The organism is Nocardia sp. XZ_19_369 (assembly GCF_015355715.1).
GTDB lineage: Bacteria > Actinomycetota > Actinomycetes > Mycobacteriales > Mycobacteriaceae > Nocardia.
Map to the genome: position 1 here is coordinate 220,486 of NZ_JACVED010000005.1, position 26,855 is coordinate 247,340.

22 protein-coding genes and 1 tRNA gene are annotated in these 26,855 nt (G+C 67.2%); 9 read left to right on the plus strand and 14 right to left on the minus strand.

Going from position 1 to position 26,855, the window contains the following annotated elements:
• Window positions 1-123 precede the first annotated feature (123 nt).
• A complete protein-coding gene (locus IBX18_RS19945) occupies window positions 124-1,050 on the plus strand; it encodes a DMT family transporter (RefSeq protein WP_194835131.1) in 927 nt (308 codons plus the stop codon).
• A gap of 268 nt (window positions 1,051-1,318) precedes the next feature.
• Here IBX18_RS19945 and IBX18_RS19950 read toward each other — a convergent pair whose 3' ends face one another.
• Together IBX18_RS19950 and IBX18_RS19955 are read right to left on the minus strand one after the other, a co-directional pair.
• Entirely contained in the window at window positions 1,319-2,428 is a 1,110-nt protein-coding gene (locus IBX18_RS19950; protein WP_194835132.1) for a glycosyltransferase, read from the minus strand.
• Window positions 2,429-3,259: 831 nt separating this feature from the next.
• A complete protein-coding gene (locus tag IBX18_RS19955) occupies window positions 3,260-3,982 on the minus strand; it encodes a polysaccharide deacetylase family protein (protein WP_306796328.1) in 723 nt (240 codons plus the stop codon).
• 1,890 nt (window positions 3,983-5,872) lie between these two features.
• Here IBX18_RS19955 and IBX18_RS19960 point away from each other — a divergent pair.
• Window positions 5,873-6,322, plus strand: a complete 450-nt coding sequence (locus tag IBX18_RS19960) for a hypothetical protein (protein WP_194835134.1) — start codon at window positions 5,873-5,875, stop codon at window positions 6,320-6,322.
• A 77-nt stretch (window positions 6,323-6,399) separates the two neighbouring features.
• Window positions 6,400-7,134: a DUF4191 domain-containing protein gene (locus IBX18_RS19965; RefSeq protein ID WP_135235807.1), complete on the plus strand. Its 735-nt coding sequence runs from the start codon at window positions 6,400-6,402 to the stop codon at window positions 7,132-7,134.
• A 199-nt stretch (window positions 7,135-7,333) separates the two neighbouring features.
• Here the strand turns inward: IBX18_RS19965 and IBX18_RS19970 are convergent, their stop codons facing one another.
• Both IBX18_RS19970 and IBX18_RS19975 read right to left on the minus strand, forming a co-directional pair.
• Window positions 7,334-7,702 (minus strand): YrdB family protein, encoded by a 369-nt coding sequence (locus IBX18_RS19970; RefSeq protein ID WP_306796329.1) that lies wholly within the window; start codon window positions 7,700-7,702, stop codon window positions 7,334-7,336.
• Window positions 7,703-8,026: 324 nt separating this feature from the next.
• Window positions 8,027-8,482: an RDD family protein gene (locus IBX18_RS19975; RefSeq protein ID WP_194835135.1), complete on the minus strand. Its 456-nt coding sequence runs from the start codon at window positions 8,480-8,482 to the stop codon at window positions 8,027-8,029.
• A gap of 251 nt (window positions 8,483-8,733) precedes the next feature.
• On the opposite strand from IBX18_RS19975, the gene glnA reads away from it, so the two are divergent.
• The gene (glnA, locus tag IBX18_RS19980; protein ID WP_107655077.1) at window positions 8,734-10,170 is read left to right on the plus strand and encodes a type I glutamate--ammonia ligase; all 1,437 of its coding nucleotides are present in this window, start codon (window positions 8,734-8,736) and stop codon (window positions 10,168-10,170) included.
• A gap of 213 nt (window positions 10,171-10,383) precedes the next feature.
• Here glnA and IBX18_RS19985 read toward each other — a convergent pair whose 3' ends face one another.
• Window positions 10,384-10,983: a cupin domain-containing protein gene (locus IBX18_RS19985; RefSeq protein ID WP_194835136.1), complete on the minus strand. Its 600-nt coding sequence runs from the start codon at window positions 10,981-10,983 to the stop codon at window positions 10,384-10,386.
• A 15-nt stretch (window positions 10,984-10,998) separates the two neighbouring features.
• On the opposite strand from IBX18_RS19985, the gene IBX18_RS19990 reads away from it, so the two are divergent.
• Entirely contained in the window at window positions 10,999-11,232 is a 234-nt protein-coding gene (locus tag IBX18_RS19990) for a hypothetical protein (RefSeq protein WP_228541429.1), read from the plus strand.
• A 6-nt stretch (window positions 11,233-11,238) separates the two neighbouring features.
• On the opposite strand, the gene guaD is transcribed toward IBX18_RS19990, so the two are convergent.
• Entirely contained in the window at window positions 11,239-12,573 is a 1,335-nt protein-coding gene (gene guaD / locus IBX18_RS19995) for a guanine deaminase (RefSeq protein WP_194835137.1), read from the minus strand.
• A 294-nt stretch (window positions 12,574-12,867) separates the two neighbouring features.
• Here guaD and IBX18_RS20000 point away from each other — a divergent pair.
• Together IBX18_RS20000 and IBX18_RS20005 are read left to right on the plus strand one after the other, a co-directional pair.
• Window positions 12,868-12,939, plus strand: a tRNA-Cys gene (locus tag IBX18_RS20000).
• A 264-nt stretch (window positions 12,940-13,203) separates the two neighbouring features.
• Window positions 13,204-14,046 carry a tyrosine-protein phosphatase gene (locus IBX18_RS20005; protein ID WP_228541430.1) on the plus strand — a complete coding sequence of 281 codons (843 nt, stop codon included), beginning with the start codon at window positions 13,204-13,206 and terminating at the stop codon, window positions 14,044-14,046.
• 61 nt (window positions 14,047-14,107) lie between these two features.
• On the opposite strand, the gene IBX18_RS20010 is transcribed toward IBX18_RS20005, so the two are convergent.
• Entirely contained in the window at window positions 14,108-16,306 is a 2,199-nt protein-coding gene (locus IBX18_RS20010; RefSeq protein WP_194835139.1) for an elongation factor G-like protein EF-G2, read from the minus strand.
• Window positions 16,307-16,607: 301 nt separating this feature from the next.
• Here IBX18_RS20010 and IBX18_RS20015 point away from each other — a divergent pair, with 301 nt between their 5' ends.
• Entirely contained in the window at window positions 16,608-17,123 is a 516-nt protein-coding gene (locus IBX18_RS20015) for a GNAT family N-acetyltransferase (RefSeq protein ID WP_194835140.1), read from the plus strand.
• Here IBX18_RS20015 and IBX18_RS20020 read toward each other — a convergent pair.
• Window positions 17,112-17,534, minus strand: coding sequence for a RidA family protein (locus tag IBX18_RS20020; protein ID WP_306796330.1), 423 nt, complete (start codon window positions 17,532-17,534; stop codon window positions 17,112-17,114). The genes IBX18_RS20015 and IBX18_RS20020 overlap by 12 nt on opposite strands.
• 200 nt (window positions 17,535-17,734) lie before the next feature.
• Here IBX18_RS20020 and IBX18_RS20025 point away from each other — a divergent pair, with 200 nt between their 5' ends.
• Window positions 17,735-19,057 (plus strand): MFS transporter, encoded by a 1,323-nt coding sequence (locus IBX18_RS20025; RefSeq protein WP_194835142.1) that lies wholly within the window; start codon window positions 17,735-17,737, stop codon window positions 19,055-19,057.
• 195 nt (window positions 19,058-19,252) lie between these two features.
• Here IBX18_RS20025 and IBX18_RS20030 read toward each other — a convergent pair whose 3' ends face one another.
• The 6 genes from IBX18_RS20030 to sucB all read right to left on the minus strand — a co-directional run bounded on the left by IBX18_RS20030 (window position 19,253) and on the right by sucB (window position 26,684).
• On the minus strand, window positions 19,253-20,794 hold the full coding sequence (locus IBX18_RS20030) for a serine hydrolase (protein ID WP_228541431.1): 1,542 nt from the start codon (window positions 20,792-20,794) through the stop codon (window positions 19,253-19,255).
• 814 nt (window positions 20,795-21,608) lie between these two features.
• The gene (gene lipA, locus IBX18_RS20035) at window positions 21,609-22,625 is read right to left on the minus strand and encodes a lipoyl synthase (RefSeq protein WP_194835144.1); all 1,017 of its coding nucleotides are present in this window, start codon (window positions 22,623-22,625) and stop codon (window positions 21,609-21,611) included.
• Window positions 22,626-22,649: 24 nt separating this feature from the next.
• A complete protein-coding gene (lipB, locus tag IBX18_RS20040) occupies window positions 22,650-23,381 on the minus strand; it encodes a lipoyl(octanoyl) transferase LipB (RefSeq protein ID WP_194835145.1) in 732 nt (243 codons plus the stop codon).
• 66 nt (window positions 23,382-23,447) lie between these two features.
• Entirely contained in the window at window positions 23,448-23,984 is a 537-nt protein-coding gene (locus IBX18_RS20045) for a GNAT family N-acetyltransferase (protein WP_194835146.1), read from the minus strand.
• Window positions 23,981-24,889, minus strand: coding sequence for a TIGR01777 family oxidoreductase (locus IBX18_RS20050; protein ID WP_194835147.1), 909 nt, complete (start codon window positions 24,887-24,889; stop codon window positions 23,981-23,983). The genes IBX18_RS20045 and IBX18_RS20050 overlap by 4 nt, the downstream gene beginning before the upstream one ends.
• 13 nt (window positions 24,890-24,902) lie before the next feature.
• Window positions 24,903-26,684, minus strand: coding sequence for a 2-oxoglutarate dehydrogenase, E2 component, dihydrolipoamide succinyltransferase (gene sucB / locus IBX18_RS20055; RefSeq protein ID WP_194835148.1), 1,782 nt, complete (start codon window positions 26,682-26,684; stop codon window positions 24,903-24,905).
• Between the last annotated feature and the right edge of the window lie 171 nt (window positions 26,685-26,855).

Consider the following 26,855-nt stretch of genomic DNA (forward strand, 5'->3'; position numbering starts at 1 on the left):
TGCAAGCACGATGTGGGCGTGCCGGCTGCGGTCGGCACTCGTCTGGCGCCGGCGCCCGAGGTGTTGCCAACCCGCCGGGCGGGCGCCATGCCGTGTTCACTCCGGGCGGCCAGCATGGGCGGTATGCCGGAGGCCGCGGATGTGCAGGGCAGTGGGCCGGTCGATGTGGTCGCGGTGGGGACCATTTCTCTCGCTTTGTTCGCGGCGCTGTTGTTCGCGGTGTCGGCGGCGTTGCAGCAGGGGGCGGCGCGGCAGGCTGCTACCGAAGCCGGGCAAGGGCGGTTTCTGGTGATCGTGGGGATTGCTCGCCGGTTGGTAACCGATCGGCGGTGGTTGGCGGGGCAGGGTGCGAATGTCGCGGGGTTCGTGGTGCATGCGGTGGCGCTGCGGGTCGGGGCGATCGCGGTGGTGCAGGCGCTGCTGGTGGTGCAACTGCTGTTCGCGTTGCCGTTCGCGGCGGCGCGGCGCAGGCGGGCGTTGCTCGGGCGGGATTGGGCGGGGACTGCTTTCGTGTGTGCGGGGTTGATTCTGCTGGTGGGGCAGAGTGCGCCGGGGCATGCGGAGGTGCGGCCGGAGTTGCTGCCGGGGGTTGGTGTGGGTGTTTTCGTGGGGATCGTGGTGTTGGTCGCTGTGTCGCGGCTGACGAACTCGACGCAGTTGCGGTCGGCGTTGGTCGCGGTGGCGGCGGGGTGCTGCTTTTCGACCACGGCGGTGTTGGTGGTCATTGCGACCACGGTGCTCCCTGATCTGAGTTGGGCGCTGTTGGGGATTCCGGTGTCGACCGTCCTTGGCGGACTGCTGACGCAGGAGGCGTACGCCCGGGGTTCGCTGCCCACCGCGCTTACCGCGATGACTATCACCGATCCGGTGCTCAGTTATGCGGCAGGTCTGACGCTGTTCGCGGTGAGTGTTCATCCGCGTCCGGTGCTACTGATCCTGGCGGCTGTGTTGGTTATCGCCGGGATCGCGTTGCTTGCGAACTCACCTACGTTGCATGACGAACTGGACTCGTCACCGTCGGATCAGCCGGTGTGCGAGCGGGTCACATAGTTGAAGTTTCGGTGTGGCCGTCCAAGGCCAGTACCGAGATTCGATTCACAACCCTGCCGCCGATTTGAGAAAGACTGCCGCCGATTTCAGAGGGACTGCCGCTGATTCGGGAACGACGAGCCCGGAACCGCACGGGTGGGACATGGCGGCGGGTCTACTCGGACGTTGCCGCCGCTGGCTCCCTCGATCATGGTGCGAGATCGGCGCCGTCGCGGCTGGTGTCGGGCGGAGGGGCGGGGCGAATGTTGTGGCCATGAGGGTTGCGTGGTCAGGCTGAGCGGGCGGGGGACTCATAGTCGGCGTAGAGGGCGAGCATGCTTGTGACCGTCGCCGACCAAGGGAAACGTTCGGCTGCCAGGCGGGCGGTGTGGCGGCGCTGCGGGGCGGGGACCGTCAGGAGTTGACGGACGCCGTCGGCCAAGCCATGCGGAGTGCCGTCGGAGACGATGCCGGAACCGGGGGTGTCGACGAGTTCGCGCGCGGCGCCCGCGTCGGGGACTACGACGGGGGTGCCGCAGGCGAGAGATTCCAGCACCGCGAGGCCGAAAGTCTCAGCGGGGGAGGGGAATACCGCGATGTCGGCGTTGGCGACCAGGCTTGCCATGGTGGCGCGGTCGGTGAGGTGACCGTGGAAGACCACCGGGAGCCCGATGGCTAGGCGCTCGAGACGAGGCCGTAGCGGGCCGTCACCGATGACCGTGAGTTCGCAGTGCAGACCGGACTCGACCAGCACCCGTACCGCCTCGATCGCGCGTTCGGCCCGCTTCTCCTTGGAGAGCCTGCTCACCAGCACCAGGCGTACCGGATCGCCAGCGGCCCAGGGTGTTTCAGTGGGATGGAAGGTGGTCAGATCAACACCCAGCGGGACGCGTCGCACGTTGGTCGCCCCGATCCGAGCGAACTCCGCCGTCGCGAAACTCGAAGTGACCACCACCTTTTCGGCCCGCACGCAGAGGCGGCGATTGGCCAGGTCGGCGGCCGTGGTCAACGGAAAACCAGGTGGCACACGCGTGCGCAGGATGGCATCGATACGTTCGTGCGAGAACAACACCAGCGGCACACCGACACCGCGCGCCCACGGCGCAAGCCACCGCACACTCAACTTGTCGCTGCACTCCAGCACATCCGGCCGCAACCCATCCAGAATCGCCCGCGTCCGCCGAGCAGTCAGCACGTGATACCCACCCGCCCCGAACTTCGGACTGTGCACGGTGATCCGCCGCCCCGACACCGTCGACTCATCGCCATCCGCCGGCCCCGGAACCACCAGCACCCGATCATGCCCCGCCGCGAGATAACCCCGACCGATCTCATCGAGACATGTGCGCAGCCCCCCGGAGGCGGGTGTGTAGAAGTTGGCGATCTGCACGATGCGCATCAGCTGTCCGCCGATCGGAGCAGGTCGGGGAGGGTACGCCCGTGGGCTCTGGAATCGCTGGCTGTGGTGTGCCGATCCACCATTCGCACTCGTTGGGAGCAGCTTCGGCCAGTTCGAGGGCAGTTCGGCGCCCGGAACCACGTGATGTGGGAAATCGTGGTGTGCATCAGCGGTCCGCCGATCGGAGCAGGTCGGGGAGGGTACGCCCGTGGGCTCCGGGATCGCGGGCTGTGGCGTGTCGATCTACGGCTCGCATTGGCTGGGAGCCGCTGCGACCAGTTCGGGGGCAGCTCGTAGGCCGGATCCGTGTGGTGTGGCAACTGGTGGTGTGTACTAGTCGACCGCCGATCGGACCAGGTCGGGGCGGGCGTACGCAAGGTCTGGTGTCGCGGGCTGTGGTGTGTCGGTCCACGATTCGCACTGTCTGAGTGCCTCCACCAGTTCGGACACGGCCGGCCGTTGGGAACGTGTGGCGGGAACCCTTGTGGCAGTCAATGGTTCGCCCTGATTGGGAGCCGCTGCGAACAGTTCGGGGCCAGCTCGTCGCTCGGAACCAGGTGGCGTAGCAGCTGAGGGTTTGTACGAGTCGACCGCCGATCGGACCAGGTCGGGGCGGGCGTACGCAAGGTCTGGTGTCGCGGGCTGTGGTGTGTCGGTCCACAATTCGGGCTGCCTGAGTGCCTCCACCAGTTCGGAGGCGGCCGGCCGTTGGGAACGTGTGGCGGGAATCCTTGTGGCAGTTGATGGTTCGCCCTGATTGGGAGCCGCTGCGAACAGGTCGGGGGCAGCTCGTCGTTCGGAACCAGGTGGTGTGGCAGCTGGGGGTTTGCACTAGTCGACCGCCGCTCTGACCAAGTCGGCGTAGGTGGTTGCTCGAGCGCCTGCGTGCAGGACGGCGTCGATAGCGTGCAGGGTGGCGTCGCGTAGGCCGGGGCGGTGCAGATCGTCCGGGTGTAGGGCGAGGCGCACCAGTCCGCCGCGTGCCGCATTGCGGCGGGCCATGGAGACCAGCATGGCGGCGCCGAAGCGTTCGGACCAGCCGCCGCCGGGGCGGTGCGAGAGGGCGAATCCGCGGTGGCGTCGACCGGTTCGCAGATCCTTCGCGCCGAAGTGGTCCGTGGTGTGTGTGAAGCCCGCCGCGCGCAGTGAATGTTCCGCCGCGGGCGAAGCGAGCCAGCCGGGCGGCGTGAAACCCGTTGTCGACAGACCGGACTCGGCCATCACCTCGTCGGCGTACCGCAGTTTGGCAGCCGCCTCATCAACGGAGAGCGCGGCGAATTCGGCCGCACCGCGCGCCACCGCCCGACCCACCATCCGCCGCGGCCACCCACCCTCTGGCCCGGCCCGATGCGACCACCCGTGCACCATGATCTCGTCCCCACCAGCCCGCCGTTCCCGCAGAAAACTCGCGTAATCCGGCCGCTCAGCCAACGCCGCACCCCGCCACGGCCCGGGAATAACCAACAGCGACACCGGAATCCCGAACCCATCGGCATCGGCACACCACCGCGCCGTCTCCGCCGCACTAGCAGGCGCGACGTCATGAACGCTCACCACCAACCGCGCACACACGCACCGCAAACTAACACCGCCCGGTAGCCACCAGCTGAACAGCAAACCGCCGAAACCCGACGGATCAGCACCCCGCCCAGTGGGACATCACGGCGCGCTCACCCGCGGTTCACCGCCACCATCTCTCGCTCGGAGGACAACTCGACCCCGCTGCGCGTCGAGCGGGACACCATGGCGGGCCTACTCTCGATTGGCCGACGCCATGTCCCGTTGGGTCACCGGCTATGCATCGAGTGGGACATCATGACGGGCTCACTCGCGATTGGCCGCCGCGGTGTCCCGTTGGGTGACCGGCTGTGCGTCGAGTGGGACATCACGGCGCGCTCACTCGGGGTTCGTCGCCACGTTGTCCCGCTGGATGATCGGCTCGGCCTTGCTGTGCGTTGCATGGGGCATCACGGCGTGCTCACCCGCAATTCGTCGCCACTTTGTTCCGCTGGGTTATCGGTTCCGTCTCGCCGCCGGCCGAGTGAACATCACGGCATGCTTTACCCGCAGGTGGTCGCCGCCATGTCCCGCTCGGTGAGCAGTTCGGCCTCGCTGCGCGTCGAGTGGGGCATCGCGGCGGGCTTACTCGCGATTGACCGCCGCGATGTCCCGTTGGGTGACCGGCTGTGTGTCGAGTGGGACATCATGACGGGCTCACTCGCGGTTCGCCGCCGCCGTGTCCCGCTGGGTGAGCGGCTGTGCGTCAAGTGGGACATCACGGCGCGCTCACTCGGGGTTCGTCGCCACGTTCTCCCGCTGGACGATCGGCTCGGCCTCGCTGTGCGTTGCATGGGACACCATGCGGGCTCACTGGCGATTGGCTGCCGCGATGTCCCGCTAGGTGACCGGTTGTGCGTCGAGTGGGGACAACGTGGCGGGCTCACTCTCGGTTCGCCGCCACCTTGTCCCGCTGGGTGGTCGGCTCGGCTTCGCTGTGCGTTGCGTAGGAAATCACGGCGTGCTCACTTGCGATTCGTCGCCACTTTGTTCGCTGGGTTATCTGTTCCGTCTCGCCGCCGGCCGAGCGAGCATCATGGCGTGCTGTACCCGCAGGTGGTCGCCGCCAGGTCCCCCTCGGTGAGCAGTTCGGCCTCGCTGCGCGTCGAGCGGGACACCACGGCAGGCCTATTCGCGATTGGCCGCCGCCATGTCCCGTCGGGTGACCGGTTATGCATCGAGTGGGACATCATGGCGGGCTCACTCGGGGTTCGCCGCTACGTTGTCCCGCTGGGTGATCGGCTCGGCTTCGCCGTGCGTCGAGTGGGACGTCATGGCGTGCTCACTCGTTGTGTGTCGCAGCGGCGTTCCGCTCGGTGAGCAGCTCGGTCTTGCAGCGCGCCGAACGGGTCAACCATCGCGAGCTCACTTGCGGCTCGCCGCCGCTATGTCCCGCTGGGTGATCGGCTCGGCCTCGCTGTGCGTCGAGTGGGGCACCATGGCGGGCTTACTCGCGATTGGCCGCCGCCGTGTCCCGCTGGGTGAGTAGTTCCGTCTTGTTGTGCGCCGAACGGGACATCACGGCGTACTGACCGGTGCGTCGCCACCGTGAAGTCCTCTTCGATACCTGCGCGGCGTACCGGCTTACGGCCGAAGGCGGTGCTAGCCAACGCTGCAACCGCCCAGCCGCCAGATTGGCGTGCAGGTATTCCCGCTATCGCGGACGAGGGTCGAGCTCGAGAAGCGCCGCGGCCGAGAGCGGAGACCGAGTCCGAGTCGGCGGCGCGTAAACCGTAGTCACCGCATCGAAATGGCTCGTACCAGCGAACAATGGGCCATCCGCTTCAGCTATGAACGGCGCGAAGTATCAGGGGGTACAACATGATTCACGTGGTGTCTCAGGCGGGGCGGCGTATGATCGGGCCAGTGCGAGCGCCCGGGGGAAGAATGAACGAGCCGGTGACCGCGGACTGGGAGCAGTTCGTGCAAGCACTGGCGCTATGTCTGTCTGAGCTACCTTCGCGGGCAACGTTGATCATTGCGGCGCCCGGAAATCGGTACGTCCAATTCATGCAGTACGACATCAAATTGTCCGCCGAGCTGGCGGGTGATCATTATCTGACACAGCCCATTCCGGACGCCGCCGCACAGGAACTACGCGAGCTGGGCTGGAACGAACCGATGCTGCGCCGCGAGGTCGACAACTGGACCAGGACCATGTTCTGGCCGATCTCCCCGCGCAGCCTGGTCGAATTCGCCCGCTCGGTCGCCATCGGCTTCCGGCATGCGCTCGGCGTGGCGACACCGGTCGAATTACGGGCGATGGGGTGGACCGAGGCGTCCGGTGATCTGGATCTCACCGTGCTCGGATCGATGGCCAGGCGCGGTTGGAATTGACGCCGGCGCGACGGTAATGGACGCCGCCGGGGCAGGCGTGGCAGAACCCGCACGACGTGGGCACTATCCTGAGTGGCATGGCAGCAGGTAAGCCCACCAAAGAAGCGAAGGCCGCGGCGAAAGCGGCCCGCAAGCAGCAGTCGAAAGAGCGCAGGCAGCAGCTCTGGCAGGCGTTCCAGATGCAGCGCAAGGATGACAAGCTGCTGCTGCCGTTGATGATCGGCGCGCTGCTCGGCATCACCGCTGTCTTCCTGGTCATCGGCCTGATTTTCGGTTTGACCTGGTTCCTCGTCCCGCTCGGCGTGGTGCTCGGCGCGCTGGCCGCGTTCATCATCTTCGGCCGACGGGTGCAGAAGAGCGTCTACGGCAAGGCCGAGGGCCAAGCGGGCGCCGCGGCCTGGGTGCTGGACAACCTGCAGGGCAAGTGGCGGGTGTCCAACGGCATCGCCGCGACCACCCAGCTCGACGCGGTGCACCGGGTGATCGGGCTGCCCGGCGTGGTGCTGGTCGCCGAGGGCTCCCCGCAACGGGTGAAATCGCTGCTCGCGCAGGAGAAGAAGCGCACCGCCCGGCTGATCGGCGACACCCCGATCTACGACATCGTCATCGGCAACGACGAGGGCCAGGTGCCGCTGAAGGAACTGCAGCGCTACCTGACCAAGCTGCCCCGCAACATCGACACCAAGCGCATGGACCTCATCGAGGGCAGGCTGACCGCCCTCAGTTCGCGCACCGGCCCTGCGCTGCCGAAGGGCCCGATGCCCGCCGGCGCCAAGATGCGCGGCGTGCAGCGCACCATTCGCAGGCGCTGATCTCGTACGCAAAAGGCCCGCATCCCGACCGGATGCGGGCCTTTTGCATGTTTCGCCCCGGACATGCGAGCCCGGATCCGCACCTTTTCTCAGGGTCCGCACCTGCTGCGGGGTCTCAGAGGCGGTGCGGATCCGGAGAACTAGTGCGGCTGCGACCGCAGCAGGCCAGGTGGGTGCAGCCAGTTGCCCCGGTTGATGTTCACGCTTTGACGAGCCAGGCGACGCGGTCGTAGGCGAGGACTTGGTAGACGACGAGGACGCCTCCGAAGATGAGCGCCCACCTGGGCAGACCGGCCGCCCACAGGGCTGCGGCGCCGCCGAAGAAGATCACGAGTTCGACCGCGAGGCGCACCGCACCGGGCACCGACACGGGCGCTTCGCCGCTGCGACTCGGATCGCCCGGCACCGCGAAGGTGCCCCACAAAGCCGCCGCGGCCAGCGGCAACAGCGCTACCAGCAGAAACTTCCATGGCGAATCGAAGGCTCGCCAACCGTAGATACCGAAGGAAGAAATGGCGACGAGCTCGAGCAGAAACCGGATCGCGAGCATCGCCGGATTGAGTGACACCGCCGGAGCGTAACCGGCGCGGACGCAGGTGTCCGGTTCGAAACCATGCGCTGGGCGTCGAAGGCGAGCGAGGTGCCGGTCGCAATTTCAATGCCTGCGCTGGGTGTCGGCAGTGGTGCGTGCCAAGTCGCTGCGCTGGTGTCGGCGACGGTGCGTGACCGGTCGCAGGTTCGAACCCTGTGCTGGTGGCGGCAGGGCGGTGCCGGCCACACGCCCACTCGCCGCTAGGTGTCGGCGGCAAAGCGTGTCAGCGTCGCATATTCGCACCTTCCGCCGAGTGCCGGCGGAAAAGCGTGTCCGGTCGCAGGTTCGACCTACGCGATCTCAGCGCGAGTGGACGAGCGCCGTACCGGTCGCACGGTCGTGCATACCGCGACCATCAGCATCGGTGAACAGCGCGGGCACCACGAACACCAGCAACGCCTGCCTGGCCAACGCCCGAACAAACCCCACGGTCACCGGCGCGTCGATCCGCACGGTCCGCAACCGCAGAAAGTACTGACCGGGTGTGAACCCGAACATCGTCACCGCGGCAACCCCGATGACAAACCAGATCAGCAGCGTCAGGCTCGACGCCGAACTCCCGCGCACGATCAGCGCCGCGATGCCGAGCGCGATCAACCAGTCCACGAACAGCGCCGCGATCCGGCGAGCCATCCCGGACAGCGAACCCGCACCGGTCTTCGGCAGCCCGAGGTGTTCGCCGGGGAACTCGGGGTTTGCCTGATCGCCGGAGCCCTCCGAAGGGCCGGAGAGCCACGATCCCGTCATGCGTGCCATGCCCCCACAATATGCGGGACCGACCGGCCGCTCGGCACCGCATAAGGGGAGTTCACGTCAGCGCGTCTCGGCGCGGATGGCAGGATTAGCATGCTGTTCGAGCCCGGGTGGGCCTAGTCACCCGGCCAGCCGTACGTGTAACACTGGCGAAACACGAACTTGACCGCCGGGAAACACCGCGTCCATACCGTCTGGACGCGACGAACCCACGCAATCGACACTCGCTGGGAACCGATCCGTAAGGAGAACAAGTGACGTTCAGCACGGCCGACGAGGTCATCAAATATCTCGCTGACGAAGAAGTCGAGTACGTCGACATCCGGTTCAGCGATCTTCCCGGTGTGCAGCAGCACTTCTCGATCCCGGCGAAGGCCTTCACGACCGACCTCGCCGAGGAAGGGCTAGCGTTCGACGGCTCCTCCGTCCGTGGCTTCCAGTCGATCGACGAGTCGGACATGCTGCTGCTGCCCGACTTCAGCACCGCGCGCCTGGACCCGTTCCGCGCCGCCAAGACGCTGAACCTCAACTTCTTCGTGCACGACCCGTTCACCCGCGAGGCCTACAGCCGCGACCCGCGCAACATCGCGCGTAAGGCCGAGGAGTACCTGCGCTCGACCGGTATCGCCGACACCGCGTACTTCGGTGCCGAGGCCGAGTTCTACATCTTCGACTCGATCCGCTACGGCTCGCAGATGAACAGCTCGTTCTACGAGATCGACTCGATCTCCGGTTCCTGGAACACCGGCGTGAAGACGAACCTGGACGGCTCCCCGAACCTCGGCTACAAGGTTCGCAACAAGGGTGGTTACTTCCCGGTCGCGCCGTACGACCACTACGTCGACCTGCGCGACAAGATCTCGACCAACCTGCAGAACGCAGGCTTCGAGCTCGAGCGCGGCCACCACGAGGTCGGCACCGCCGGTCAGGCCGAGATCAACTACAAGTTCGGCACGCTGCTCGGTGCGGCCGACGACCTGCAGCTGTTCAAGTACATCGTGAAGAACACCGCGTGGCAGGAAGGCAAGTCCGTCACGTTCATGCCGAAGCCGCTCTTCGGTGACAACGGCTCGGGCATGCACGTGCACCAGTCGCTGTGGAAGGACGGCAAGCCGCTGTTCCACGACGAGGCGGGCTACGGCGGCCTCTCGGATCTGGCGCGCCACTACATCGGCGGCATCCTGCACCACGCGCCGTCGCTGCTGGCGTTCACCAACCCGACCGTGAACTCCTACCACCGCCTGGTTCCGGGCTACGAGGCGCCGATCAACCTGGTGTACTCGCAGCGCAACCGGTCCGCCGCCGTGCGTATCCCGGTCACCGGCAACAACCCGAAGGCCAAGCGCATCGAGTTCCGCGCGCCGGACTCCTCGGGCAACCCGTACCTGGCCTTCGCCGCCATGATGATGGCCGGCCTGGACGGCATCAAGAACAAGATCGAGCCGCTGGCCCCGGTCGACAAGGACCTCTACGAGCTCCCGCCGGAGGAGGCCAAGAACATCCCGCAGGCCCCCACCAGCCTCGCCACGGTCATCGACCGCCTCGAGCAGGATCACGACTACCTGACCGAAGGCAACGTCTTCACCGATGACCTGATCGAGACCTGGATCAGCATCAAGCGTGAACAGGAAATCGCCCCGGTGAACCTGCGCCCGCACCCCTACGAGTTCGAGCTCTACTACGACGTGTAAGTCGTTCGTACTTCGAGTCGTTCGGCATCGGCCCATCCGCGATCCGCGGGTGGGCCGATGCCCGTTTCGGCAGGTCATGCGAAACAGCCTGCGCGCCAACGTGACTGGCGTGGCGCACGACCGGTGGCGCGCAGGTTCGATGGGGTGGCGCGGTGCTGATCGACGCCGATGCGGACCCGCAGAACCCGATGCGCTCCGGCGACGGGATCGCGGCTAACGCGAGCCGCGGGGGACGAGCGGGTTGAGGTGGTAGCGCTCGATGACATCGTCGAGCCAGTCGGGATGTCCGTAGGTCAATCCGTACCGGGTGGCCAGCGCGGTGAAGGACTCGTCCGTGGCGGTGGCGTCGGCGATGAGGGCCGCGAGGTCGCGGAAGTAGTTTTCGAACCCGCCGGGAATGATGATCTCGATAATGCGACCCGGCACATCACTCGCGTTCCACATGGCGTGCATCTCGCCACGCGGTTTGATGATGTACCCGCCGGCCCCGAGGACGACCTCGGTGTCGTCGGACCGAAACCCGATCCGCCCCTCCAGCACAATCGAGTACTCATCCTCCCTGCTGTGCATGTGCGGCGGAGTGATCGTGCCGACATCGAACGGATGCTCCACAATCGACATCACCCCATTCGTGTGGTGACCATAGAGCTTGTACGTGGCGCCGAAGCCCGGAATATGAACGGTTTCCCCCTCGCCGGGCAGCACGGCCACCAGCGCTGGGATATCGAGGTTCTCCACCCCGCCGACCTTACGCAGCGGGTCCGACAGATCGATCGCCGAGTTCCACTGGAACAGTTGAGAATTGGATTCCATTGATAGTCTCGAGCAGTGAGTAATGAGGCCGAGCATCGGATCGGCGAAGGTCCCGCTATGCGGTTGAGCCAGTCGCTGTCGGAAGGCACTGCCCAGACAACCCGCCGACGGGTGGTCGAGCGCGAACTTCGCGGAACGTTGCTCGACGAATACCTCGCGGATCACGAACGACGCAATGGTCCGCTTCCCGAAGCGGAACGGCAACGTGCCTGGGATTTGTTCGATAGTGCGCTCGGCCAGTCGATATAGGCGGGGCTACGGGACGCGGCGGCCCATGAGGTAGGTGGCGTCGACGGAGCGGTCGTCGCCGAGGATCATTTGGGCGAACAGGCGTTCTTGGAAGGTGCGGGCGAGGGTGGCGCGGTGGGCGAGGGTGGGGGTGGCGGTCCAGTCGAGGACGATGAAGTCGGCTTCCTTGCCTGCGTGGAAATTGCCGATGTGGTTGTCGAGGTGCAGGGCTTCGGCGCCGCCGAGGGTGGCGAGGTAGAAGCCGCGTAGGGGGGACAGGGTGGTGCGTTGGTGGGGTGGTTTGGTCGATTCCTTCAGCATGACTACCTTGTAGGCCTCGTTGAGGGTGTGCAGCATCGAATAGCTGGTTCCGGCACCGCAATCGGTGCCGAGCCCTACTCGGACGCCCGCGTCGCGCGCGGCGGCGAGGTCGAAGAGGCCACTGCCGAGGAATAGGTTCGAGGTGGGGCAGAAGGCGATGGCGGCGCCGGCGGTGGCCAGTCGTGCGCGGTCCTGATCGTCTATGTGTACGCAGTGGCCGAAGGTGGATCGGGGGCCGAGCAGGCTGGCCTGGTCGTAGACGTCCAGGTACGAGCGGGCTTCGGTGAAACGAGCCAGCACGCTTGCAGTCTCTGGGCGGCTCTCTGCGGCGTGGGTTTGTAATGCCACGTCCGGGAACTCGTGCAACAGCCGACCGGCCATGGTCAGCTGTTCGTCCGAGGACGACGGCGCGAATCGTGGGGTTATCGCGTAGGTCAGCCGGTCTTTGCGGTGCCAGCGGGCGATCAACTGCCGGGTCTGCTCCTCGGCCTGCGGCACACCGGCATCGGAGAGGAAGTCGGGCGCGTCCGGTTGCTTGTCCATGAGGACTTTGCCGCACGTCATCCGCATGCCGCGCCGATGCGCCTGCGCGAAGAACGCGTCCACCGAGGTCGGATGCACGGTGGGATACACACTGGCGGTGGTGGTCCCGCAGGCCAGCAGCGTGTCGAGGAAGAGTCCGGCGATCCGGTCGGCGTAATCCGGATCCGCAAACTTTCGCTCGGTCGGAAAAACGTACTCCTGCAGCCAATCTTCGAGTCGCGCACCGAAACTGGCGATAATGTCGTACTGGCTGTAGTGGATGTGGGTATCCACGAAACCGGGCACGATCAGCTTGCCCCGATGATCGACGACTTCGCCGCGATGTTGCTCCGGCAACGCCGACCAGTCACCCGCCCAACGCACCCTGCCGTCGGCGCCGACCGCCAGCGCCCCATCCTCGAACAACTCCCAAGCGTCAGGATCGTTGTCGGCCCCGGGATCCCGCAGGAAGTGCAGCACGGTGCCGCGATAAACGGCAGGCAGGGTGTCTTCAGCCATGCCTCGACGCTATCGACCCGCAACCGTCCGGACCAACGCCTTGGTGTGGGTGTGTCGCGGGCTGGAGATCGCCCGTCGCTGAAGTTGGTGGTCGCAAAGGCGGGTGCGGAACGGCCCCTTGCCCCTGCCGTCGGTGTCCGTCCCGCCGCGAAAGGTTCGTGTGCGAACGCGTTGCCGCTTCGCTCGGCGCAGGTTCTCGTTGGTCGTGCGCGAGCTTGCCGGGCGTTTCATGACTGAGCCGGACGAGAAAAGAATTTGTCGCGCAATTCGATTCGGCATAACCTGCGTGAGGGTCATGGGGTAGTTCAGTTGGTAGAACGTCCACGACAAATTGGAAGGTCGCGGGTTCGAACCCCGCCTCCATGACCTCCTTTCAACCCGAGGTAACCGAGCAATCGCACCTCATATTGATCTCCGGACCGGCGCAATCGCGTGCGGATGGTAGGCGCATTTCGCGCAGAATCCAGCGCGAATCTCGTTGACTGCCAGGTGGGTCCCGGTGAGCGGGGCAGATGCGGCGGGATGCGGGCGAACGCCGATACGCGAGTGAAACACGTTCTAGTGTCCCGCGCCATGAAGGTTTCATTTATTTCTTTGATTACCGCCGCTCTGGCGACCTTTGCCGTGACGATGACGACCGCTCCACCGCTGGCCACCGCGCAGCCCGAAGCGGAGTCGGTGGTCGCCGCGGCACGGATCGATCTGCAGGGCGCGGTGAATGTTCGTGATATCGGCGGATACCGGACCTATGACGGGGAGAAGGTGAAGCCGGGCAAAGCTATTCGGGGCGACTCGCTGGAGAAACTCACCGCCACGGATGTGCAGAAGCTGGCGAGCCTGCAGGTGCAGACCGTGATCGATCTGCGCACGCCGGGCGAGGTGCAGTTCGCCGGTGCGGACAAGCCGATTCCCGGCACTCGGCAGGTGGCGCGGCCGATCGACGACACCGGGCTGTTCCAGCAGATGCTGGCGGTGATCCAGACCCGCGACCCGCAGAAGCAGGAGGAAGCGCTCGGCAACGGCAAGGCCGAGCAGATCATGCTGAACATGTACACCACGTTCATCAGCCGCCAGGAGTCCCGTGCCGCGTTCGGGCAGACGCTCAAGGACCTGGCCAACACCGACAAGGCCACGCTGTACCACTGCACGGCGGGTAAGGACCGCACCGGCTGGCTGACGTACGTGCTGCTTCGCGCGGTCGGCGTGCCGGAAGGCACTGCGCGGCAAGACTATCTGCTGTCCAACCAGTACCGCGCCGCCGCGGATGCCAAGCTGCGCGAGCAGGTGAAGCAGGCCGGGCTGATGCAGAACCCCGATCTGCTGATCCCGCTGCAAGAAGTCCGGGACGCGTACCTGAATGCCGCGGTCGAGAAGATGCGGCAGGACTACGGCGACCTCGGCAAGTACCTGACCCAGGGGCTCGGCCTGGACGGCGGCACCATCTTGAAACTCCGTAGGAACCTGGTCACCTAGTCGACGAAAGACGTTCGGGCCCAGCCACTATCCGTGGGTGGGCCCGAATGTCGTTGCCACACTACTTTTTCGCCTGCTCACGCATCGCGGCGGCGAGTTGGCTCGGCATCGTTTCGTGCCGCGTGTAGGACCGGGTGAAGTCGCCGGTGCCGTGCGAGAGCGAACGCAGGTCGATGGCGTATCGACTGAGTTCGAGTTCCGGTACCTCGGCATGGATTCGGGTACGCCCGGTGCCGTGCGGTTCGGTACCGAGGACGCGGCCGCGGCGACCGGAGAGGTCGCTCAGCACCGGGCCGACATAGTCGTCGGCGACCAGCACCCAGACGTCGGCGATCGGCTCCAGCAGCGCGACACCGGCGCTGGTGGCGGCCTCGCGCAACGCGAGCGCGCCCGCGGTCTGGAACGCGGCATCGGACGAGTCGACCGAGTGCGCCTTGCCGTCGAACAGCGTGACCCGCACATCGACCAGCGGATACCCGGCCGCCACGCCCCGCGCCGCCTGCGCGCGCACGCCCTTCTCCACCGACGGAATGAACTGTCGCGGAACAACTCCGCCGACCACCCGGTCCACGAACTCGATCCCGGAACCGCCCGGCAGCGGCTCGACCTCGATCTCGCACACCGCGTACTGCCCGTGCCCACCGGACTGCTTCACGTGCCTGCCGCGACCGGTTGCCTTGCCCGCGAACGTTTCTCGCAACGGGACCCGATGCTCGACCACGTCGACCTGCACGCCGAACCTGGTCCGTAGTCGCTCCAGCGCGACATCGCGATGCGCCTCACCGAGACACCACAGCACCAGCTGATGAGTGTTCGCATTGTGTTCGAGTCGCACGGCCGGATCCTCGGCGGCCAGCCGGGACAGGCTCTGCGAGAGCTTGTCCTCGTCGGCCTTGCTGTGCGCGGTAATCGCGATGGGCAGCAGGGGATCCGGCATCTGCCACGGCTCGATCAGCAGCGGTTTGTCGGTGCCCGAAAGGGTGTCGCCGGTCTCCGCGCGACTGAGTTTGGTGACGTAGGCGATGTCGCCCGCGATGGCCTGGCCGAGCGGGCGCTGCCCCTTGCCGAACGGTGCGGAGATCGCGCCGACCCGCTCGTCGACGTCGTGGCTCTCGTGCCCGCGTTCCTCCAGGCCGTGACCGCAGACGTGCACGGTGTCGTCGGCGCGCAACGTCCCGGAGAACACGCGGACCAGCGATACCCGCCCGACGTACGGGTCGGAGGCGGTGCGGATCACCTCGGCCGCGAGCGCGCCCTCGGGATCGCAGTCGAGTTGGCGTCGGGTATTGCCGCCGAGGGCGGTGACGGCGGAGACGATGTGTTCCGACGGGGTCGGGAAGCCGCCGGTGATCAGGTCGAGCAGTTCAACGGTGCCGAGCCCCTGCTTGGCACCCTCCGGAGCGGGCGCGCCGAACAGGACGGGATGGAAGCTGCCCCGAGCGACGGCCCGTTCGAGGTCGGTGACGAGCGTTGCGAGGTCGATCTCCTCGCCGCTCAGATACCGCTCCATCAGGGTCTCATCTTCGCTCTCGGCGATGATGCCCTCGATGAGCCGGTTGCGTGCCTCCGCCAGCATCGGCAGCTGCTCCGCTGTCGGCTCGGTCTCCACCCGCTCGCCGGAGGAGTAGTCGACCACGCAGTTCGGCAGCAGCTCGATCAGCCCGGTGACCGGGCGGTGGCCGTCCGCGCTGCGCGGTCCGTACACCGGAAGATGCAGGGGGAGAACGTTTTCCGATGCGGCGCCGCTGAGAACGGTGCGGCAGGTCTCGGTCATCTCGTCGAAGTCGGCCCGCGCGGTGTCCAGGTGGGAGAGCACGATCGCGCGCGGCATGCCGACCGCCGCGCATTCTTCCCACAGCGCGCGGGTGGCACCGCTGACGCCTTCCGCGCCCTCGGCGGCCGAGATGACGAACAGCGCCGCGTCCGCTGCGCGCAGGCCCGCTCGCAACTCACCGACGAAATCCGCGTATCCGGGTGTGTCGATCAGGTTGATCTTCATGCCGGACCAGGCCAGCGGCACCACGGACAATTGCACCGATCGGTGCTGCCGATGTTCGATCTCGTCGTAGTCCGACAGAGAGGTGCCGTCCTCGACCCGCCCCGCCCGATTCACCATCCCCGTGGTCAAGGCCATCGCCTCGACCAAGGTGGTCTTCCCGGACCCGCTGTGCCCGGCCAGCACCACATTTCGTATCTGATCCGGCCGCTCGGCCGTAACTACTCTGCCGTTGCCCCCTGCGGCTCCACTCGCCTTGTCCACTGTGCGTCTCGCTTCCTGGCGCCCCGACACCTGCGGTCCTTCGAGCTTCCCACCGGCAGTCGTCGCGCGTGCGCGGATCGGGAGATCCGGTGCGACGGACTGCACGGTCGGTACTCGGGTCGCTCGCGACTGCACCCGGGTCGGCTGGCCGGTGCGACTTGTCGGCGTCCCGGTGTGAGCTCGCTCGGCGGGCTGGTCCGACTGCGCCGGCGGGCGGTGCGATCTCGTGCGGTGGGCCGATGCGACCTCGCCCACGGCAAACTACTTGCCGCTCCCCGCTCCGCCTGCGCACGATGGCTACGTGCTGATTTCCGACGGTGTCATCGCACTACGGCCGATCACGGTCGCCGATGCTGAGACGCATCTGGCGGGGGAGGACGATGAGCTGGCGCGCTGGCTCAACGGTGGGCGGGGCACGCTGGAAACCGTTGTGCGCCATTTCGATCGGTGTGTGCGAAGGTGGCAGGACAACGCGGCGGGCCGGACGTTCGCGGTGCTGGATGTGGCGAGCGGGACGCTGGTCGGGACAGTGGATGTGCATACCCGGCAGCCGTATCTGATCGACCGGCAGGCGAATCTCGCCTACGGGATCTACCCGGACTGGCGCAAACTCGGGTACGCGACGCGGGCGGTCGAACTCGCGTGCCGGTTTCTCGCGGAGTCCGGGCTCGCTGACGAGGCGGTCATCCGGGTCGACCCGGAGAATCACGCCTCGGCGGCAGTAGCCCGGCGCGCCGGCTTCGAGTACAGCCACACCAGCGAGGATGACGACCCCGTCGACTGCTACCTGCGGTGCGTCGAGCGTTCAGCGCCCTGATTCGCCGACCGCCACCACGGCCTCCACCTCGACGAGGAACTCCGGGCGGAACAGTCCGGCCACCTGGACGAGTGAACTGGCCGGGTTGGGCTGGTCGCCGAGCGCGGGCCGGAGGAACTCGTCGCGGACGTCCCGAAGATCCTGCAGCCCGCTGGTGTCGGTGACGAACCAGGTGAGTTTGACCAGGTCGGTCCAGTCGGCGCCGAGGGCGTGCAGCACGTTCTGCAGGTTGGTCAGCGCCTGCCTGGTCTGGACGGCCAGGTCGTTCGCGCCGACCAGATTGCCGTCGGCGTCGACCGCGATCTGCCCGGACACGAACGCGAGCCCGTTCGACGTGGTCACCGCGTGCGCGTAGCCGAAGCCGGGAGCGACGCCGGGGATGTCGGAGAGCCGTTCGTTGATCTTCGCCACGGGCCGAGCATATATGGCCGGAGCGGCCTGAATCATGCAGTCCGGCTATGGCTTACGCGAATCGACAGGACGCTCGAACCCGCGGGGTCGCGCCGAATCTCCTGCGCTGTGGCACGGACCGCGCCAGGTTGCCCCTGGGCAGGCGAGCACCCCCGGTTGGGGGCTTGACCCGCGGGTGTCTCCGGGGTGACAGTGCGCGGATGGTTGTGACACCCGACGTGCCTCGCGCGACGCTGCGCAAGGTCACCCTCCGCCTGGTGCCGTTTCTCGGGCTGCTGTATTTCGTCAACTATCTGGATCGGGTCAATATCGGGTTCGCCGGGCCCAGCGGGATGAAGGCCGATCTCGGGCTCACCGAGACAGCGTTCGGGCTGGCCTCCGGGATCTTCTTCATCGGCTACCTGGTGCTGGAGGTGCCCAGCAATCTGGCGCTGCACAAGTTCGGTGCGCGGCGCTGGATCGCCCGAATCCTCGCCAGCTGGGGTGTCGTCGCGACGGCGATGGCGTTCGTGCCCAACGAAACCGTGCTGTACATCCTGCGTTTCGTTCTCGGCGTGGCCGAAGCGGGATTCTTCCCGGGCATCCTGCTCTACCTCACCTATTGGTTCCCGCAGAACCAGCGCGCGAAGATCGTGGCCCTGTTCATGGTCGCCGTGCCGGTGTCCACCGCGCTCGGCGCCACCGTGTCCAGTCTGATCATCGAACACGGCGACGGCGTGTTCGGGCTCAGCGGCTGGCGGTTCATGTTCCTCGTCGAAGGGTTGCCCGCGCTCGTCCTCGCGGTGGCGACCTGGTTCTTCCTCACCGACAGCCCAGCGCAGGCCGGCTGGCTGACCAAAGCCGAACGTCAGTGGCTCAGTACCGAACTCGCCGCCGAACAAGCCGAAGTGGAGAAGGCGGAGCAATGGACGGTGCGCAAGGCGCTCACCGATTCGCGAGTGATCGGCCTCGCCCTTGTCTACGGCGGGATCGTATACGGGCTCTACGCGCTCGGGTTCTTCCTGCCGACGATCATCAAGGGTTTCGAACAGCAGTACGGCACAAGCTATTCGGTGGTCGAGCGGGGGCTGATCAACGCGGTGCCCTACGTGATCGGTGCCGTCGTCATGGTGTGGTGGAGCAGGCACGGTGACCGGACCGGGGAACGCCCTTGGCACGTCGCGCTGCCCGCACTGCTCGGCGGCCTCGCCATTCCCGTGGCGCTCTATCTCGGAAACCCGTTGGCGGCCATGGTCGCAGTGACCGTATGCGCCGTCGGCGTACTCGCCGCCTTGCCCACCTTCTGGGCGCTGCCCAGCACCTTCCTCACCGGTGCAGCCGCGGCAGGCGGTATCGCGTTGATCAACTCGATCGGCAACTTCAGTGGCTTTGCCGCACCGTATATCACTGGCGCACTACGCGATTGGACCGGAAGCCAGCGCGCCGGGCTATGGGTGGTCGGCGTCGCCATGATCGGCTCGGCGGTGGGCGTGCTGGTGCTGTGGAAACGCACTCGCGCTCGAGCACTGGAGGGTTCGCGGTAGTTCGGGCCATGGTGCACTCTCAGGCGTGAGGCGCCCGAACCTGTTGCCGCCTGGATGGGTCGTTTCTCCGCCACGCGAACCTCTGCGGTCGGAATAGTTGGGCGGTTGGATCGAGTGCGCGTCTGGCGGCATGGCCGGATAGGCCATGCCGTGCGCAATGTCCGGACGCGTTATGTGGTCACGTGTGCGAAGCGGTCAGGTGCAGGCGGGGGAGGATTGAGAGACCGCGATGAGGCTTTCGCAGATCCAGTCGGTGGACAGGCGCCAGGTGTTGTCGCGGGCGGTGAAGGGGACGACCATGGGGCGTTTGGCGCCGGCGAAGGTGGTCATGGTGGTGGCGAGGAGGGTGTGGTTGTCGAATTGGGTGAGCTTGTCCACCTGGAAGGTCATGGGGTATTCGGCGTAACCGGTGGCCAGGCGGGTGAGTAGCTCGGGGTCCTTGTCCTCGTCGGATGCGCGCAAGGTCTTCTGAGGGGCAGGGACTTTGGGGTCGAAGGTCTGTTGTAGTTGCGCGCTCAGATCGGCGGGGGCGGGCTGGGGTGGGCCGGCGGTGGTGGGGTCCGGGGTGTTGCCGGGGAGCGACTCGGGGTAGAGCTGTCGGACGAGTGCGCCCCAAATGGAGGAGGCGGTGATCCGCAGGAGAGTGGGGGGAATGGTGTACTGGTTGACGACCACCGCGACAGTGATCCCGCGGTCGGGGAGATAGCCGAAGTGAGTTGTGTAGCCGAGGACGCCGCCGGTATGGCCCCGCCACGGGCCGAAGCCTTGCACACCGAGGCCGTACTCGAGAGAACCGCCGGTCGTGAATTGCATTCGGGCTTGCACTGTTTCGGGCTTCAGCAGATCCCCACGGGCCAGCAGCGGCGCGTAGCGGGTCAGGTCGCCGATGGTCGACACCATCGAGCCTGCCGCGCCGAAGATCTCGGGGGTGTTGCGTGCGGTGACATCGGTGGCTGTCTCGTCGAAATAGGAGTAGCCGCGGCCGACGGGGTCGGGGATGGTGGCGTCGGCGGGGTAGGTGGTGTCGTGCAGTCCGTGCGCGGTCGCGACCTCGTCGAGGACCTCGCGCACCGGCTTGCCGGCGACCTTCTCCAGCACCAGGCCGAGCAGGAAGAACTCGGAGTTGGAGTACTCGGTGTTGCTGCGGGGCGGTTTCGCCGACTCGGGGTGGTCGATGATCGCGCGCAGTCGATCGCCGTCGTGCCAAGGACTGGGTGTTTTCGCGACGAGCTGGGTGCCGAAATCGGTGTTGCCGAGCAGATCCCAGACGCCGCCCCGCATGCCGAGTAGGTCACGGAGGGTGATGGTGTCGCCGTTGGGTACGCCGGGAACGTATTTGCTCAGGGTGTCGTCGAGCGAAAGTTTGCCTTCGTCGGCCGCGCGGAGCACCGCGGTGGCGGTGAAAGTCTTGGTGACACTGCCGACTCGGACGTGATCCTCGACCGTCATCGGTCGCCCGGTGGCGAGATCGGCGACGCCATACGCTTTGGTGTACGTGCCGCGTGCGGGGTCGTGCACGGCGACCAGCGCGCCGGGGATCAAACCGGCATCCATGAACTTCCGGACAGTTCCATCTATTTTGCCGGCGGCGTCCGTCGAAAACGTTTGGGGACAGCTGTCACCTGGCCCGCATTCGTCATAGGACTCGCAGCTGACCAGTACGGTGGCGACCACCACCACAGCTACAGCAGCGGTCCCGGCGCGCGTGAGCCGAGCGAATGCCTTGCGAGCAAGCATATTCGGAGTCCCCCCGATAGTTGCGAATGCGTCTACCAGCGAAGCTAGCAGGTGGGTGCGACGTCAGGCCGCCGGCAAGTTCGCCTCGGTGCGGCCCCGGCCAGCCTGCGTGGTGTCCTTCTACCCAGCCAGACACATGTGTCGAATACCCGGCCAACGCACGCGGTGCCGTGCCCTGGCGAGCCCATACGGTGCGACGACCCGCCAGGTGAGCCTTGGTGAGGTGGCAGACCAGGGCCAGCAATATTTGTCCGCGTATCAGGGACGAGTCTGCGTGGTGTCCCGGCCCGGCGCGAAGGCTACGTAGATTCCCTCGCTGGGCCCTCCCGCGCGGTGTCGTGTACCGGGCCAACCTACATAGTCGATCGCCGGTCCGAAGATCCGCGCGAGCCGACCACCCTCAGGCAGCGCAGCCAACCGCGCCTCGGTGCTCTGACTCTCACGCAAACGGCCGACGCACCACCATCTCCCGCACGCCATCCGAGCACGCGTCGAACGGGACACAACGACGCCCCCACTCGCGCTTCTCCGCCACCGCGTCCCTTTCGCCGTCTGGCTCCGCATCGAGCGGGACACGGGGGCGGAGTTACTCGGGCGATGTCGCGACCTTGCCGCGTTGGACGTCAACCGTGTGCAGCCAGTGCATCACTGCCACGGGAACCGACACCAGGGTCAGTCGTACGTCGTTGTCGCGCACCAGGGTTCAGCCCGTATGGCGCCGTACCCGCGGATCAGCCCGCATGATTGCCACACCCGCAGACCAGCCCGTACCTGGCGGGCGGGTACGGGCTGGTCCTAGGTGCGGACGTCGCGGTCAGCTGCCGAAGCGCGCCAGGACGGCCGACGCTTCCTGCGAGGCGGTGCCTTCCTTGGCGAGATGCGCCATCTCCGGCGCGATTTCACGACCGTGGTGCGCCATGGCCTGCGTGTACAGGCGACCTGCGCGGTAGGACGAGCGAACCAGCGGCCCGGCCATCACGCCGGCGAAGCCGATCTCCTCGGCCATCTTGGAGTGCTCCACGAACTCCTCCGGCTTCACCCAGCGGTCGACCGGGTGGTGGCGGGGGGAGGGGCGCAGGTACTGGGTGATGGTGAGGATGTCGCAGCCTGCCTCGTGCAGGTCGCGCATCGCCTGGGTGACCTCTTCGGGGGTCTCGCCCATGCCGAGGATCAGGTTGGACTTGGTGACCAGGCCTGCCTCGCGCGCCTCGGTCAGGACCGAGAGGGAGCGCTCGTACCGGAAGGCGGGGCGGATGCGCTTGAAGATGCGCGGCACCGTCTCCAGGTTGTGCGCCAGCACCTCCGGGCGCGAGGAGAAGACCTCGGCCAGCTGGTCGGGGTCGGCGTTGAAGTCGGGGATGAGCAGTTCGACGCCGGTGTTCGGGTTGAGCTGCTTGATGGCGCGCACGGTTTCGGCGTAGAGCCAGGCGCCGCCGTCGTCCAGGTCGTCGCGGGCGACGCCGGTGATGGTCGAGTAGCGCAGGCCCATCGCCTGCACGCTCTCGGCGACCCGGCGCGGCTCGTCCCGATCGAGTGCGGCCGGTTTGCCGGTGTCGATCTGGCAGAAGTCACAGCGCCGGGTGCACTGTTCGCCGCCGATCAGGAAGGTGGCCTCACGGTCTTCCCAGCATTCGAAGATGTTGGGACAGCCCGCCTCCTCACACACCGTGTGCAAGCCCTCGCGTTTCACGAGGCCTTTGAGCTCGGAATACTCCGGGCCCATCTTGGCCTTCGTCCGGATCCATTGAGGTTTGCGCTCGATCGGGGTCTCCGCGTTGCGCGCCTCGATGCGTAGCAGTTTGCGTCCTGCCGGTGCTGAAGCTGAGGTCACCAGATCGACATTACGCCTACCGGATCAGGCGCTCGCGGCCCCACCTGCCGGTGTGACGCGCGCAATATCGTGCGCGGTTACCGGCAGTTCGCCGTTGAGGGCGCGGGCGATGGCGTCGGCGACGAGCGGCTTCACCTCGGCGACCGTTACCTCGCGGTTCAGCTCGCGGGAGAGCGTGGTGACGCCCGCGTCACGGATGCCGCAGGGAATGATCGCCTGGAAGCCGTCCATGGCGGAGTTGCAGTTGAGCGAGATGCCGTGCAGGGCAACGCCGCGCTGCACGCGCACGCCGATCGCGGCGATCTTGCGTTCGGCGAACACGTCGGTGGCGGGCAGCCAGACACCGGAGCGGCCCTCGATCCGGCCGCAGGTCAGGCCGAGGTCGGTGCAGACGGTGATGAGTGCTTCCTCGAGCCGGCGCACGTACTGAACGACGTCCACCGGTTCGGCGAGCCGCACGATCGGGTAGCCGACCAGCTGGCCCGGTCCGTGCCAGGTGATCTTGCCGCCGCGGTCCACCTCCACCACCGGACTGCCGTCGATGGGCAGATCCTCGGTCTCGGTGCGCCGGCCCGCGGTGTAGACCGAGGGGTGCTCCAGCAGCAGCAGGCGATCGGTTCCGATGCCGTCGGCCCGTTCCGCAGCGATGGTGCGCTGCAGCTCCCAGGCGCTGTGGTAGTCGATGAGTCCGAGATCCTCGACCACGATCGGGGTCGTATCGAATCGGGCGGACCACGTGGTGCGCGTGTCGTTCACGAGCTCGACGGTACGCCGGGACGGTTGTTCTATTCCAGCTGTGTTCTGTGGACCGTGCCACAGGGCCTAACGCGCGTGGACCGGGAGCGTCAGCTGCATGAGGGTGAGGTCCATCCAGCGGCCGAACTTGTGGCCGACTTCGGGGAACTCGCCGACGACGCGGAAGCCGAAGCGTTCGTGCAGCTGGATCGATCCGGTGTTGCCCGATTCGATGCCCGCGATGATCGCGTGCACGTGACCTGTCTGCCGTGCCCGCTCGATCAGCTCGGTGAGCAAGGCGGTGGCGATGCCGCGACGCTGGAAGCGTTCGTCGACGTACACCGAGTTCTCCACGGTGAAGCGGTAACCCGCTTTGGGCCGCCACGGACCGTAGCTCGCGTAACCCGCGACCACACCGTCGATCTCCGCGACGAGGATCGGCAGACCTGCCGCGGTGCGGTCCTCGAACCACGCGACGCGGTCGTCGAGACCGACCTGCTCCAGGTCCCAGATCGCCGTGGAGGTCGCGATATTCGCGTTGTGGATCTCCAGGATCGCGGGCAGGTCGTCGCGGTGCGCGTCGCGGATGCGGGTGGCGGGGCGGGTGTCGAGCTGGTCGGTCATCGATCGTCTCCGGGTTGTCCCACCGTCGCGGCCAGTGCGGCGCCGATGGTGGGGTGCTGGAACTCGTAGCCCGCCTCCTCGAGGGCCGTGGGTATCGCGCGCGGTCCGCGCAGGATCGCCTCCTGTGCGAGCTCGCCGACGAGCGCGCGCAGCGCGAACGCGGGCACCACCAGCGGGGTGGGCCGGTGCAGGGAGCGGCCGAGCGCGCGGCTGAACTCCGCGTTGGTCACCGGCGCCGGGCCGACGACGTTGAGTGGTCCGGCGAGGGTCTGCGAGCGCAGCGCGAAGACGATCGCGCCGATCTCGTCGGCCATCGAGATCCACGGCGTGTACTGACGGCCGCTGCCGAGCCGCCCGCCGAGACCGAGGAAGTACAGCGGGTGCAGCATGCTGAGCAGACCACCGTGCTTGGACAACACGATGGCGCTGCGCAACAGCACCGTGCGCACGCCGGCATCGGCCGCCGGACGCGCCGCGGCTTCCCAATCACGGCACAGTGTGGCGAGGAAACCCGAACCGGCGGGCGAGGTTTCGTCGACCACCCGGTCGCCGGTGTCGCCGCCGTAGAAGTGCACGCCGCTGGCATTGAGCAACGCAGGCACGCCCGCCTTGACGACCGCGGCGGCCAGCACGTCGGTCGGGGTGATCCGGCTGTCGCGCAGCTCCTGTTTGAAGCTGCCGTTCCAGCGACGGCGCCCGGTGCTCGCGCCACACAGGTTGACCACCGCGTCGGCGCCGCGCAATGCCCGCTCGTCCAGTTCGGCACGGACCGGATCCCAGGCGAATTCGTCCGGGCCCGCCGCCCGCCTGCGTACCAGGCGGGCGACCTCGTGCCCGTCGCGGCGCAGTGCCGCGACGAGCGCTGTCCCGATCAGCCCGGACGAGCCGGCGATCACGACCTTCATGCGTACACGACGGTCAGAGGCCGAGGTCGGCCTCGAACGCCGCTTCCTCGAGCCGGTGCCGGATCGTGGTGAGGAAGCGACCCGCGTCCGCACCGTCGATCAGGCGGTGGTCGTAGGTGAGCGGCAGGTAGCACATCGAGCGGACGCCGATGGACTCGCTGCCGGTGTCGTCCTTCACCACCACCGGGCGCTTGACGATCGCACCCGTGCCGAGCATGCCCGCCTGCGGCGGAAGCAGGATCGGGGTGTCGAACAGCGCGCCCTGGCTGCCGATGTTGGTGATGGTGAACGTGCCACCGGACAGCTCGTCCGGCTTGAGTCCACCGTTGCGGGCGCGGTTGGCGATGTCGGCGATGGCGCGTGCCAGGCCGGCCAGCGACAGGTCGCTCGCGTTGTGGATCACCGGCGAGAGCAGGCCCTGCTGGGTGTCGACGGCGATACCCAGGTGCACCGCGGCGTGGTAGGTGACTTCCTTGGAGGAGTCGTCGTAGCTGGCGTTGACGTTCGGGTGCACCCCGAGCGCCTCGACGACGGCCTTGGCGAAGAACGGCAGGAACGTCAGGTTGACGCCCTCGCGCTCCTTGAACGACGCCTTGGCCTGGGCCCGCAGCGTCGCGATCTTGGTGACGTCGGCCTCGTGCACCTGGGTCAGCTGTGCGGTGGTGCGCAGCGATTCCAGGGTCTTGGTCGCGGTGATCTGCCGGATGCGGTTCGCCTTCTGCACGGTGCCGCGCAGATGGGCCAGCTGCGGGCTGGCGGCCGCGGGGGCCGCCTTCGCCTTGGCGGCGGGGGCGGCCGGTGCGGCGGCCGGAGCCGGAGCCGGAGCCGGAGCCTTCTTGGCCTCCGCGGCGGCGAGCACGTCCTGCTTGCGGATGCGTCCGCCGACACCGGAACCGGTGAGCGAGGACAGGTCGACGCCGTTCTCGTCGGCCAGCTTGCGGACGAGCGGGGTGACGTACGGGGTGGAACCGTTGCCGGTGGCGTCCGACTCGGTCGCCGTAGCGGTCGCGGCGGGCGCCTTCGGGGCGGGGGCCTGGGGGGCCGGGGCCTTCGGAGCCGGGGCGGGCGCGGCGGCCTGCTTCGGTTCCGGCTTCGGCTCGGGCTTGGGTTCGGGCTTCGGCTCAGGCTTCGGCGCGGGCTGCTCGGCCTTCGCGGGGGAACCGCTGCCGATCACGCCGAGCTGTCCACCCACAGCGACGACATCGTCTTCCTGCGCGGTGATCTCGAGCAGCTTGCCCGCCACCGGCGAAGGGATTTCGGTGTCGACCTTGTCGGTGGAGACCTCGAGCAACGGCTCGTCGACGGCGACATCGTCGCCGACCGCCTTGAGCCACCGGGTGACGGTGCCCTCGGTGACCGACTCGCCCAGCTCGGGCATCTTGACCGCGGTGCCATCGCCCGACGACGCGGGCGCGGCCTCGGCGGCGGGCGCCTGGGCCGGTTCTTCCTGAGCCTCGGGCTCGGGCTCGGCGGCCGGAGCTTCCTCGGCGGGAGCTTCCTGCGCGGGCGCGGCAGCGGCTTCGGGGGCGGGAGCCGAACTCGGCTCGGACGCCTCGCCGGCTTCGCTGATCACGCCGAGCTCACCACCGACCTCGACCACATCATCTTCTTGGGCGACGATCTTCGACAGCACGCCCGCCTGGGGGGACGGGATCTCCGTGTCGACCTTGTCGGTGGAGACCTCGAGCAGCGGCTCGTCGACCTCGACCGTGTCTCCTTCCTGCTTCAGCCACCGGGTGACCGTTCCCTCGGTGACGCTCTCACCAAGAGCTGGCATCTGGACGGAGAAGGCCATGTCCTCTGACTCCTCTGACTGCTCGACGGGTTTCTACAACAGTTGATCTCTCGGCGGACCCCCGTCGCGGGTTGCGGCGCGAGTCCGAAAGCCACCGATCATTGTGCGTGGCACCGGAGATCTGTGTGGTTCTTGTACCGCGATCCATCCTTGCACTCGACCGCCCGGCGT